Origin of the sequence: Bacillus cereus group sp. BfR-BA-01522 (assembly GCF_022662635.1) — a bacterium.
GTDB classification, from domain to species: domain Bacteria; phylum Bacillota; class Bacilli; order Bacillales; family Bacillaceae_G; genus Bacillus_A; species Bacillus_A cytotoxicus.
Genome location: NZ_JAKUDY010000001.1, coordinates 129,524 through 142,743, shown reverse-complemented (window position 1 = coordinate 142,743; position 13,220 = coordinate 129,524). Strand labels below are relative to the sequence as shown.

Below are 13,220 nucleotides of genomic sequence, written 5' to 3'. Positions count from 1 at the left end.
AGTGCATAACCGAAAATCATCTCCGAGAAGTAGAACTGAAAGAAATAGTAAGTTCTTACCGGCTGTCCTCCGTTACAAGGAACACGTATCATGTTGTACGTTGCAAAGCCGTATACAGATAGATATTTTTCTACATGTATAAATTAGGGTGGTATCGCGGGTAATATAACTCGTCCCTTTATGAAGGGGCGAGTTTTTTATGTTCTTACGAATGAATTTTTATAAAAGGAGGAAAAAACAATGAACACTGTATCAAGAAAGCATGTGTTTTTCACAGGACTTATGCTATTCTCTTTATTTTTTGGAGCAGGTAACTTAATTTTCCCTCCAATGCTTGGACAAAATGCAGGTGATCATTTCTGGCCAGCTATGGTCGGGTTCTTATTAACAGGTGTCGGCTTGCCTTTATTAACCGTTATTGCAATCTCTCTTTCTGGAAATGGAATGCAGCAGCTTGCGAGTCACGTTCACCCAATATTCGGAATTTTCTTTGCGGTTATCGTTTATATTTCAATTGGTCCAGCTATGGGAATTCCACGTGTTGCAAATGTTGCTTATGAAATGGGAATTAGCTCATTTTTACCCGAAGACATTCGTACTAGTTCACTTACATTGTTTGTGTACACAGTCGTTTTCTTTTCTCTTGTATATTGGCTAAGCTTAAATCCTTCTAAACTAGTAGATCGTATCGGTAATATATTAACACCTGTTTTATTATTTTCTATTTTCTTATTATTTGTAAAAAGTGTGTTTACGCCACTTGGCCCGTCAGGTCCAGCTATGCAAGACTATGTAACTTCCCCTACTTTCAAAGGATTTATGGAAGGATATTTAACAATGGATACGATTTCTGCACTTGCATTTGGAATTATTGTTGTAAACGCCATTCGCTCAAAAGGTGTAGAAGATCGAAAAACGGTTGCAATCGCAACAACAAAAGCAGGCCTTGTTGCCGCTATCGGACTCATCCTTGTATATGTTGCACTCGGTTGGTTAGGTGTAACGAGCGTTTCACTTGGATATGCAAAAAATGGTGGTCAATTACTTACAGTGATTGTTCAACAACTATTCGGTCCATATGGTCTTTCTTTATTAGCTATTATTGTAACGCTTGCTTGTTTGACAACATGCGTAGGACTCGTCTCAGCATGTAGCCAATATTTTTCAACATTATTAGTAAAATTTTCATACAAAAATTTCGCTAGAGGCATTTGTGTAGCCGGGCTTCTCGTAGCCAACTTAGGATTAACAAAAATTATCGCAATCTCTATACCGATTTTACTTGTTGTATATCCAATCGCAATTGTCCTTGTACTCCTTTCACTCCTTCATAAATTTTTTGGCGGTTATCGCTCAGTTTATGTTGGCACTTTAGTCGGCGCCGGAGTAGTAAGTGTGTTTGATGGTTTAAAGCAAGGAAATGTTTCCGTTTCATTTATTACTTCTTACTTTGAATGGATTCCATTATATACAGAAGGCATCGGTTGGCTATTACCATCATGTTTAGGAGCAATAATTGGTCTTATTGTCGCAAAACAAAAAAACGCAAAACTAGTTCCATCGGTAGAAAATACCTCTGAATCGAAAGTATCCTAAACCATCAAGGTAAGGGGATATATCATTTCAAACAAAATAAATCCAATCCTAATGAGTTAGGTGGAATCCATCTATCATAAGTATATAGCTCATTCGTAAGTCTTTAGATTGTTGAAATCATGAGTTATGCCCCTTGGAAAAGGTACCTTGCAGCAAAGGTACCTTTTCTTTGTACATTTGTATTTTGAAAGTATAACTAAAAGATTTTCATATAGAGGATGTAAAAAATTTTTACTTTGGATAATCATACTTAAAAAAGAGCTTCAACAAAATACACACATACTTCGTTGAAGCTCCTTTCTATTTTATAAGTTGATGTCTAAATGCATAAATAACTGCTTGTGTTCGATCGCTGACATTCAATTTATTTAAAATGTTACTTACATGCGTTTTCACAGTTTTCAGTGCTATAAACAGCTCATCTGCAATTTCTTGATTACTTTTTCCTTCTGCAATTAATAATAAAATTTCAAACTCTCTTTCTGTTAAATCGTCATGTAATGGTTGTTCCTTCTTTTGGCGCATCCGAGACATCATTTTCCCGGTCACTTTTGGTTCCAACACCGTTTCCCCATCATAAGTTGCTCGCACCGCATCTGCGATATCACTTGCTCGTGACGTTTTTAATAAATAACTCGTTGCCCCCGCCTCGATAACAGGATATAACTTTTCATCATCTAAAAAGCTCGTTACGACCACAATTTTTGCTTCCGGCCATTCCTTAATAATCGCACGCGTCGCCTCCACTCCATCCATTTCATCCATAACAAGATCCATTAAGATGATATCTGGTTTTAATTGTAATGCTAGCTCTGAACCTTTTCTGCCATTTTCCGCTTCCCCAACTACTTCAATATCTGGTTGTGTTGATAAGTAAGCAGATACTCCCATGCGAACCATTTCATGATCATCAACTAGTAATACTTTAATCATCATTCTCCCCCTCTCTCTATCATAATTGGCACTTTCACTTCAATTTGTGCTCCTTTATTTGGGAAACTAAGTACTTTTAACGTCCCTCCAATTTCATGAACACGTTCCTGCATAGATTGTAATCCATATGATCCTGCTTTATTTACTCCAACTCCAACTCCAACTTCAAACCCAACACCATCATCAATTATTTTCAAAATGGCATATTGATCAATTTGACGAAGGCGTACTTCTATTTTCTTTGCCTTTGCATGTCGCAGTGTGTTAGACAATGCTTCTTGTAAAATACGAAATAGATGATCTTCGACACCTTTTTTTAACTGAATGGATTCAACGAACCATTCGATTTTCATATGCTGTTTTCTAGACAGCTCTGTTAATAGTTCCTCTATACCTTCTGTGAGTTTTTTTCCTTCCAATTGTACAGGACGTAAATGAAGAAGCAATGCTCTCATTTCGGATTGCGCATTCACGACCATGTTCTCTACAAGCTTCAATTGTTTTTTTGTTGTTTCTGGAAATTGATCTACTTGCTCATTAATTGCTGACATCATCATAGACATTGCAAAAAGCTGCTGACTTACAGAATCATGCAGTTCTCTTGCCAAGCGATGTCTTTCTTGAGAAATAGCTTCTTGCTTCATTTCTTCATTCCAATGGGCTCGTTCATTTGTTACCTTTTGAAATAATCCAGCTTGTTCTTCTAATCTTCGAGTAAGTGTCATAACTTTTCGCTCTATTTCATGAAATTCGTCTTCTGCCGTAAACGAAACATCTTTCGGAAAGTTCCCTCGCTCTACTTCAAATAAGAAAGTATTCAAACCTTGAATACGCTGCTTTACATAATAGCCAATCGCATATCCTACAATGCCTCCAATAAGAAGACTTGTACTCATGATTAACAAACCAACAGGAACAGAGGCGATGGATTCTTTCCATAGGAAATCATATATATCTTGCTTGCTTTTCCACATATAGATAATAGTACAAATGAGTGCAATACTAATGGAAGATAGCATAGAATAACGAATGTACATCCATGAAATATTTCCTTGTTTTTTCATCATACTTTCCTCACTTCCGTATCTCCTACAACAAGCGAAGAAATAATTTTAATACGACGAGGAGCTTCTCTATACTGCTCTGTTTTAAATGTAACATTTCGGTTCAAACCTGTTTCTTCATGCCCTGGCAGTAATACTCTCCCAACAATAACCGAATGATTTAAAGATAATTCAATGTCATATGGAACGTACAATCTAATATTTCCGATTACCCCACGAATAACAATGACGGTTTCTCCTTCTGGAATCATAGCCGTTGTTAAGTCCATTTCAACATCACAGACTCCATATTGAACATTAATATCTTCTAGTTCATAAATATGATCCATCATTCGTACGTTTCCTATCATCATATTTTTCAAATATGGTTCAGAACGATAGATTGGTTTATCCTCATCAATATATCCTTTCTCCTTAATCTGAACTTGAATAACTTGCTGTTTCTGCTGCCCTTGAATCAGTCGATAACCGATCAATGCGAAACAAGCGAATACAACAAGTACGAAAGCCGCTGATGAAAATAGAAAAAATAAAAATACAAGTCCTCCAATAAATAAAAACACATTACCTCTCACATAACGATTCTTCTTTCGATAATGTCTTCCAAACATAATCATAATAAAGGCAAAAATGAGACCTCCTGGTTCAAAGCGTCCAGAAATCATATCGATAAAAAGACCAAATCCAAATATAATGAGGAGCATCCCCACAAATTGTGTTTTTGAAAATTGTTGCTTCATTTCAGCTCCCCCCTTCTCATTACATATAAAGTGAAACTTGAATCAGTGGGGGGGTTTCATCCCCCACTGATTATGAGCCCTCACCAATCAGGCTACCCGTTACTGCGAGATAAATAGAAGAAAAAGGTATTGCTTACCAACACCTTTTCTTCTATCACTATATCATATGCTCGTTTTATAATATACTACAATTATTTTATCCCTTCTTTGTTTAAAGATACTTCATTTTTATCTTTCATTTCGCGCTCCAGTTTAGCAATTTTCATATCAAAAGTATCACGTTCATACCCTTCATTTATGCGAAGTTCTAAATCACGAATATGATCTTCTATTTCTTCAAATCGTAAAAACGGATTGCTTTCATCCATTTTATGAAGCGCTGTATTCATACGACGATTCGCATGCGCCATATTCTCACGCGCCATCAGTTGCATACGCTTTGCATTCATTTCTTTTAATTTATTTTTCATTTCAGAAAGGCGACGTTCTAATTCGTCAATTTGTTCGATAACACCTGCATACATTTCTTCTAAACGAGCCACTTGTCCTTCATAATATGCGACTTCTTCTAAAGCACGCTCATGTAGTTGCAGTTCTCCTGCTTCTTGTGCAATAATGGCTTGCTTAGATCTCTTATTTACGAAATAACGTGCCTCTTCAAGCTCACGAGCAAAGTTCGTTTTTAACGTTTTATGACGCTCAATTAACTTTTCAATTTTTGTTATTTCACGTTCACTATCACGTAAATATTGGTTTAACATAGCAATTGGGTTTTTTCTTTCTTTTTCATCTAATACATTATGAAGATCTGCTAAAATCGCATCGCGTACACGGCCAAATAAAGATTGTTTCATCCTAATCTTCCTCTCTTCTATTTTATCAGTTAAATTCGTTTATACTAGTTTTTCATTAACTTATTCCACTCATCTTCAAAGTTGCTATATCTTGTAGAACTCCTTGAAGTAGAATCCATTACTACATCTTTTTCCTTTTTCCACTCACGGTATCCGTAATATAAAACTACCAAGGCTACAATACCAATTAATGCAGGAGAATGTGAAAGAGCAATTGATAGACCGATTAAACCAACAATCCCCCAAGCTAACTTTCCAAAAAATGATTGTGCTCGCACAAATGATTTATAGCTCCAGTACACAATTCCCGCTCCAATGGCAAATCCTATCATACCACCAAGGCTACCAAGAGCAATTAAAGCCAAAATACCGGCTGCAATGAACGCTAGAAATTGTTTCATCTTGTGCTCGCCTCCCTTCGATTTGATACTCTTATCTTAACTATTTTTTTGATTTTCCATAACGAGCTTAAGAACCGTTTTCATCTCAGACTTAAGACTGAGACACAATCAGTCTTTTGCCAACTTCCCCTTCACGAATCGAACTTTTATAAGCATATTTTCACCTAATGTCGTTGCTTTCGTGAAATTTTGAGACAGAGGTTAATACAGATAAAAAAAATGAGAGAAGATGTAAAGGACGACTTTACAAATCATAAAAAAGAGAAATACAACCACTAAAAAGGACGTATAAACGATAAAAAGACGCTCAAAATCACTTTTATGAGCGTCTTTTTTGCCTTATTCTAATAAAAAATTAGGCTGTTTTATGAAATTGTCCTTTTTCCTCGACTTTTGAAAATCTCGGAAAATCAATTAAGATTGAGACTACACCACATAGTCCAACTAAAATTGGATAAAATGCATACGGCAATAGTTCAACTGGTGATAAAGCCGCAAATCCTGCTGCTGTTAACATCTGCGCTCCGTATGGAACTAGCCCTTGAACACAACACGAGAACACATCTAGTACACTCGCCGATTTTCGTGGATCAATTTCATATTGATCTGCAATATTTTTTGCAAGAGGACCAGTGAATATAATCGAAATTGTGTTATTCGCTGTGCATATATTCGTCATGCTTACTAATCCAGCAATTCCAAATTCCGCACCTTTTTTCGAACGGATATTACGCGTTAATGTATTCATTAAATATTGAATACCACCATTATATTGAATGATTTCAACCATTCCACCAATTAAAATTGCCAATAGTACGAGTTCCATCATTCCATTCATCCCTGTTGCAGCACTTTTAAAGAAGCTAGCTAACGTATAACTCCCATCTAAAAAACCAATGATACCAGATAAAATGGTTCCACCTGTTAATACAACGAGTACATTCCATCCAAGTAGCGCTGTAACAAGCACCCCTGCATACGGCAATATTTTCATCCAATCAAATGCATGTGTCTTTATTTCTGTATGATTTCCTAAAGTAAGAACAACTAATAATATAACGGTAATCATAGCAGCGGGTAAAACAATTAAAAAGTTCGTTTTAAACTTATCTTTCATTTCTGTCCCTTGTGAACGAACAGCTGCGATTGTTGTATCAGAAATAAATGATAAATTATCTCCAAACATAGCCCCACCTACAACTGTTGCCATCGCTAACGCAATTGAAATATCTGTTTGTTGACTGATCCCTACAGCAATCGGCGCTAATGCTGCAATTGTTCCCATTGAAGTTCCCATTGCTAATGAAATAAATGCACCGATCACGAAAATGCCAGCTATAATAAATCCTTGTGGCAAAACAGCTAAAGCTAAATTAACTGTAGAGTCCACTCCTCCCATTCCCTTTGCTGTTTCTGAAAAAGCACCAGCAAGTACAAATATTAATACCATAATCATAATGTCTGGATTCCCAGCTCCTTTAGCGAAGCGTTCTACTTTCGCTGTAAAACTCTCTTTCCGATTCATCGCTAAAGCAACTCCTACCGCAATTAGTATCGCTACTAAAATCGGCAATTTATAAAAATCACCTGTAATGATTCCAGAACCAATAAATAGTACTAAAAATATTCCAAGTGGCAATAAAGCAAAAATATTTCCTCTCGTTTCCTTCACCATATCATCTCTCCCTAGTTTTAAACCTTTTCTACTGAATAACAAAAGACCTCTTCCAAGAAGAAGAGGTCTTATACATCTATAAGAAACACTCTTCTCATCTTTCAAGCACATGCTTGCTGGATTTGGCACAGCACTCCAAAATCGAGTCCGCTGCCGAGGCATCATAGGGCCAGTCCCTCCGCCTCTCTTTATAAGAAGGTTTCATATTTTTATTTGTAATAATGTCTTTCCTAACTTTACTCGCTTATAAATCAAAAGTCAATTATTATTTTTATAGAAATAATCGGTATTTTTCTTCTTATTCATATAATGCGACGAATATACCAATCATTATACATAAAAAATGATCATTTCAATGTTTCTATTTCACGTTTTAAAATAGAAATCCATGGAAATTCTTCTTTTTCGATTCTCTCCATAACCCACCTTGCTATATCCCACGCTTCATTATATTCGTCTCTGGAAATGGTTTCTTCTGCATAAGCCGCTTCCAACTCATCTTCATCTAATAAATATATTTTCCCATCTGGAAATAATACGACATCCAAATATAGATCATCAAAATATGGCAAGCCATTCTCATCTATTTCGAACTCTTTAGCAATATCAATATAATACTGTACTATATTTTTTTGTTCATCTAACATAGCTGTAATAACAAATTTTTTACCTTTTATAAAATACTGCACCCATGTATAGCCATCATTTACAATACAAATTTCACTATGATCATACTGCTTATAACTAGGTTCCTTTACTTTTATCACATGCAAAATTCCTAACATACCTTGCTCACATTCCCGCACTTCATACGTTTTCTGTAACAATCTTTTCCACGAAGCACCATTTCCATATTTTCTCTTCATTATACATCCCACTCCTTTCCAATATAGAAAAGCTCCCACATATTGATGCGAGAGCTTTTTCAATCGTTATTACGCTACTTGTTTTCCAGATATCTCTTTCAAATAAGCTTGTCCTTTTATATCATCATATTGTCCTTCCCATTTAGACATAACAACAGCTGCTAAAGAGTTTCCAACAACGTTAACTGCTGTACGTGCCATATCTAAAATACGGTCAATACCTGCGATAAACGCTAAACCTTCTGCCGGAATTCCAACTGTACCTAACGTTGCTAATAGTACAACGAATGATACACCTGGTACCCCTGCAATCCCTTTTGATGTTAACATTAATACAAGTAACAATGTAATTTGCTGTGTAATCGATAAATCAATACCATACATTTGTGCTAAGAAAATTGCAGCAATCGCTTGGTATAGCGTTGATCCATCTAGGTTAAATGAATAACCAGTTGGAATAACGAAAGATGAAATCGCCTTTGGACAGCCGAATTTCTCCATCTTCTCCATAATTTTTGGCAAAACTGTTTCTGAGCTCGCTGTAGAATACGCTAAAATAAGCTCATCTTTTAAAATTTTAAAGAACTGAAATATGTTAATTCCAAAGATTTTCGCTGTAAGTCCTAGTACGACAACAACAAAGAAAATCATCGATCCATACACAACAATCACTAACTTCCCTAGTGGGATTAATGATGCTAGACCAAATTTAGAAACGGTCACACCAATTAAAGCAAATACCCCAAATGGTGCAAACTTCATTACTTGGTTTGTAACATAAAACATTGCATCTGCTACCCCTTGGAAAAATTGCAGAACCGGTTTTCCTCTTTCACCAATCGCTGCAATCCCTAAACCAAATAATACAGAGAAGAAAATAATAGCAAGCATATCACCTTTTGCCAGTGATTCTATAATATTTGTCGGAACAATGTTTACAAATGTATCCGCAAATGAATGACTCTGTACTTGCTCAGTTGTAGCTGTATATTTTGAAATATCTGTTTTTGTTAATTCATTCATATTAATACCTTTTCCTGGTTGGAAAATATTCGCTACCAGCAAGCCGACAACAATCGCAATTGTTGTAATAATCTCAAAATAAATAATTGTTTTTCCGCCTAATCGACCTAGCTTTTTCACATCTCCAACACCTGCAACCCCAACAACGATGCTCGCTACAACGATTGGTACAACAATCATCTTAATTAATCGAATAAAAATATCACCAATTGGTTGTAAAAACTTTGCAACCTCTGGATTGCCATAAAAAATCGCCCCAACTGCAATACCGAGTGCAAGCCCTATTAATATTTGCCATGCAAGTCCAATCCTCTTCATACTTGCTGCCAACCCCCTTCTTAGATGCTATAACTCTATTTTTCTATGAAATAAAGAAATTAAGCGTATTACATATAATTCGACAATTCACTACATTTGTCTCCCTTTAAAATGATAAATCATAAAATGAAATCTGACAACAAAATAAGTTTTCCTGAATACAAATATTTTTCTTGACAAAAATAAAACCCATGTAAGAAAACCTAACATAAGAATACTCCCTCCTTTGATTTATTAGCGTTTTTCTGTTGCACCTTCTTTTTATGCATATAACAGAAAAATGAATATTTACCATTTTTCATTTTTTTATTGAAGTAGGAAAGAAAAGGATTACAAGACATATAAATAACTAACTTCGACAATATTCAGCAATTTTATAAAATTTTCTTTACATTATGATTACAACAATAGACAGCATTCTTCTTCTTATATACAATCATAGATGGGAAAGGAGCTAGACAACTCATGAATAAGAAATTTGCAGCTTTTAGCGTTTTAGCAGTGGGAACTCTTTTTGTTTCTCCGTTACTTTCACCAGTACACGCAGAAACAAGTCAAGATAAACTGTCCAATATTCAATCAGAATTAGAAGGTAAACAACAAGAACTACAAAATAAGTCAGCTGAAAAAGAACAAATGGAGAAAGAAATACAAGAATTACAAAAGAAGATTGATGAATTAACAATTTCCATTAATAAAAATGAAGCTGATTTAAACGATACAAAAAAAGAAATTACTAAAACACAGCAACTTATTGATGAGAAAAAGAAACATATTGAGCAACTACAAAAGAATATTGATACACGTCAAGAAGTGATTAAACAACGTTTACAATCGATGCAAGAAAAACCGCGAACAAATATTATAACTGAAGTTTTAACAAGTTCAAATAACCTCGCAGATCTCGTTGATAATATGTATTCCGTTAGTTTAATTTTAAATAATGATACTGATATCGTAAAAAAACAAACACAAGATCGGGAAACTGTAAAAAACGAAAAAGAAGCTGTTGAAAAGAAAGAACAGCAACTAAAAGAAGCTGAACAAAAATTACAGCAAAAACAACAAGAATTACAAACAAACCAACAACAACAACAAAGTCTCATTAATGATTTACATATAAAAGTATCACAAGTAGATTCAGAGATTGAGAGTTTAGAAGAATCGAAAAATATTTTAGAGAATCAGCGCCAAGCTGTTCAAAAAGCAATGGAAGAAGAGAAACGTGCAGAAGAGGCGCGTAAGGCAGAAGAAGCAAAAAAACAAGCAGCCGCTTCAACGGAAGCTACCTCAGTACCACATGATACAAATGTAGGCGGATTTATTAAACCAGCTGCTGGCTCAAAGACCTCTGGATTTGGTTCTCGTTCTTTAGGGAATCACTTCGGTATCGACATTGCAGCCTCTGGTACAGTTCCCATTATTGCCGCTGCCGATGGTGTTGTGATTCGCTCTGAGATGTCTTCTAGTTACGGAAATGTTGTATACTTATCTCACCGAATAAATGGGAAAACATATACAACTGTATATGCGCATATGAGCAGCCGTTCTGTCTCAAACGGACAAACTGTTAAACAAGGACAACAATTAGGATTTATGGGAAATACAGGACAATCTTTCGGTCAACATTTGCATTTCGAACTTCATATTGGCGAATGGAATGTAGGAAAAACAAACGCAGTAGACCCTTCTCCTTATATCGGACTATAAAAAACTCGGTACATACCGAGTTTTTTATTTCTTTAATATCTTGTAGGCATTTTCCATAGACTAAAATAATAGTCCAATTCATCTAGGAGGATTTGATTATGAATAAAGAAAAATTACAAAACGAGCTACAAGAAGCACAAGAAACTTATATAGGACGCCTCTTTACTCTCGGGGGTTCGATACTTTTTTAATCGGATTATTTATAGCTGCCGCCGTTACTTACAAAGCCTATAACCGTTCATTAGACAAACAAGCACCAAACTCATAATCAATAGGCGATGGAAAAGCACCTACTGAATTAAAGTTTTACTTTGTTTTATAACATTTTAAATATACCAATTGCATTTAAAAATACAATGATAACTGTTACTGGGATAATGTAACGAAGTAAGAAAAACCAAATGTTAAATAATGTTTTCCCTCTTCTTTCCGTAACTTCTAATTCTTTCATCAGTAAATCTTTACGCATTTTATTTGGCACAAATAGCGAAATAGCTAATACACCTAATGGAAGCAAAATATTGCTAACTGCAAAGTCAACTAAATCAAAAAATGTCTTTCCAAATATCTTAACGTCACTCATAATCCCAAATGATAATGCAGATGGAATTCCAGCAGCAAAAATAAGTAAACCAATGATGAAAGATACAGAAGGACGTTTCTTTACATGATCTTTCGCTGTAGAAGCAACAACAATTTCAAGCATTGAAATAGCTGAAGTTAATGTGGCAAAGAAAAATAAGATCAAAAACATAATAAAGAAAAATTGTCCAAACGGTATTTTGGCAAATACAGCCGGAAGAATAATAAATAATAATCCTGGTCCTTCTGTTGGTTTAACCCCTAATGCAAAGATAGCTGGAAAAATAGCTAAACCGGCAAGCACTGTAATAAATACCGTTAAACTTACAATCGATGTTGCTGATTTCGCTAAATGTTCTTCTTTCTTTAAATACGAACTATACGTAACCATGACAGATGCGCCCACTGTTAACGAAAAGAAAGATTGTCCCATTGCATATAGAATCGTATCTGCCGTTAGCTTTGAAAAATCTGGTTTTAAGAAAAATTCGACCCCAGCAAAAGCACCATCCAGCGTAAGCGCACGAATAATAATCGTAACAAATAAAACAAATAAGAGCGGCATCATATATTTACTTGCCTTTTCAATCCCTTTCTCCACCCCTTTACTCACAACGAAAATAGTGCAAAGCATGAAGAGAAGTTGTGCTCCAACTGCACTTGTAGGATTCGAAATTGTTGCTCCAAACACTTCACCATAGTTTACTCCTTCCTCCCAAAAAGTACCTGTCAAACTAAAATATAAATATAGTAAAATCCAACCGCCTACAACACTATAAAAAGATAGAACACTAAAACAAGTGACAACTCCTATGCGGCCGATCCATGGATATAACTTACTATTTGGTACTAATACTTTATAAGCTGTCACAGCTTCTTTTTGTGTACTACGTCCAATGACAAATTCCGCTAATAAAAGAGGCATACCAATAAATAATGTTAACAGCAAAAAGACTAAGAAAAACGCGCCGCCCCCTCCATTACCTGCCACATACGGAAACTTCCATATTGCTCCAAGTCCTACTGCGGCCCCAGCAGCTGCGAGTACAAAACCAATTTTCGACGTCCATTGTTGTTTGTCTTTCATCATATATTCTCCTTTTCTGAATTTTCTTACTTTTGTAAATTATACCCTTTCATTTCATACTCGCGCACCCCCTTTTTAAAATAAAAAAAGTCCTCCACACGCTGCTATGCATGTAGAGGACGATATATGTAATGGAATACCGTGGTACCACCTCAATTGGATTAAGAAAATCCCACTTCTTTCAGGTACAGGAAACATCCGATACCCTATCCTTTTAACGGCGGAACCCGGGCTGCCTACTCAATTGTTCAGCATACCTCTCGCAAGCCCATTCTGTATATTTTATCGCACCGGGCTCACACCTTATCCCCAGCTCTCTGAACGCCTCAAATATACATACTCTTCTTGCTCATCGATTTCATATTTTAAAG

The 13,220-nt window shown here is 35.6% G+C and carries 11 protein-coding genes, 1 riboswitch and 2 other annotated features (1 of these 14 cut by a window edge); of the genes, 2 read left to right on the top strand and 9 right to left on the bottom strand.

What is annotated here, in order from left to right; translation table 11 throughout:
* Positions 1-181 (top strand) — a binding site (T-box leader); it begins 77 nt to the left of the window's first position.
* Between the two features lie 59 nt (positions 182-240).
* On the top strand, positions 241-1,596 hold the full coding sequence (gene brnQ3, locus MR059_RS00735; protein WP_011984239.1) for a branched-chain amino acid transport system II carrier protein BrnQ3: 1,356 nt from the start codon (positions 241-243) through the stop codon (positions 1,594-1,596).
* A 300-nt stretch (positions 1,597-1,896) separates the two neighbouring features.
* On the opposite strand, the gene MR059_RS00730 is transcribed toward brnQ3, so the two are convergent.
* The 8 genes from MR059_RS00730 to gltP all read right to left on the bottom strand — a co-directional run bounded on the left by MR059_RS00730 (position 1,897) and on the right by gltP (position 9,470).
* A complete protein-coding gene (locus MR059_RS00730; RefSeq protein WP_011984238.1) occupies positions 1,897-2,529 on the bottom strand; it encodes a response regulator in 633 nt (210 codons plus the stop codon).
* Complete coding sequence (locus MR059_RS00725) at positions 2,529-3,593, bottom strand: sensor histidine kinase (protein WP_041810295.1); 1,065 nt, start codon at positions 3,591-3,593, stop codon at positions 2,529-2,531. The genes MR059_RS00730 and MR059_RS00725 overlap by 1 nt, the downstream gene beginning before the upstream one ends.
* Entirely contained in the window at positions 3,593-4,333 is a 741-nt protein-coding gene (gene liaF, locus MR059_RS00720) for a cell wall-active antibiotics response protein LiaF (protein WP_011984236.1), read from the bottom strand. The genes MR059_RS00725 and liaF overlap by 1 nt, the downstream gene beginning before the upstream one ends.
* 191 nt (positions 4,334-4,524) lie before the next feature.
* Positions 4,525-5,187 (bottom strand): PspA/IM30 family protein, encoded by a 663-nt coding sequence (locus tag MR059_RS00715; protein ID WP_011984235.1) that lies wholly within the window; start codon positions 5,185-5,187, stop codon positions 4,525-4,527.
* Between the two features lie 44 nt (positions 5,188-5,231).
* Positions 5,232-5,588, bottom strand: coding sequence for a lmo0954 family membrane protein (locus MR059_RS00710; RefSeq protein ID WP_011984234.1), 357 nt, complete (start codon positions 5,586-5,588; stop codon positions 5,232-5,234).
* Between the two features lie 355 nt (positions 5,589-5,943).
* Positions 5,944-7,260, bottom strand: coding sequence for a Na+/H+ antiporter NhaC family protein (locus tag MR059_RS00705; protein ID WP_041810293.1), 1,317 nt, complete (start codon positions 7,258-7,260; stop codon positions 5,944-5,946).
* A 94-nt stretch (positions 7,261-7,354) separates the two neighbouring features.
* Positions 7,355-7,460, bottom strand: a riboswitch (SAM riboswitch).
* A gap of 150 nt (positions 7,461-7,610) precedes the next feature.
* On the bottom strand, positions 7,611-8,129 hold the full coding sequence (locus MR059_RS00700; protein ID WP_011984232.1) for a ribonuclease FAU-1 family protein: 519 nt from the start codon (positions 8,127-8,129) through the stop codon (positions 7,611-7,613).
* A gap of 69 nt (positions 8,130-8,198) precedes the next feature.
* Entirely contained in the window at positions 8,199-9,470 is a 1,272-nt protein-coding gene (gene gltP, locus MR059_RS00695) for a glutamate/aspartate:proton symporter GltP (protein WP_011984231.1), read from the bottom strand.
* A 465-nt stretch (positions 9,471-9,935) separates the two neighbouring features.
* On the opposite strand from gltP, the gene MR059_RS00690 reads away from it, so the two are divergent.
* Positions 9,936-11,180 (top strand): murein hydrolase activator EnvC family protein, encoded by a 1,245-nt coding sequence (locus MR059_RS00690; protein ID WP_011984230.1) that lies wholly within the window; start codon positions 9,936-9,938, stop codon positions 11,178-11,180.
* Between the two features lie 316 nt (positions 11,181-11,496).
* Here MR059_RS00690 and MR059_RS00685 read toward each other — a convergent pair whose 3' ends face one another.
* Positions 11,497-12,849 carry a sodium-dependent transporter gene (locus MR059_RS00685; RefSeq protein WP_041809568.1) on the bottom strand — a complete coding sequence of 451 codons (1,353 nt, stop codon included), beginning with the start codon at positions 12,847-12,849 and terminating at the stop codon, positions 11,497-11,499.
* Positions 12,850-12,961: 112 nt separating this feature from the next.
* Positions 12,962-13,211, bottom strand: a binding site (T-box leader).
* Positions 13,212-13,220: the final 9 nt, after the last annotated feature.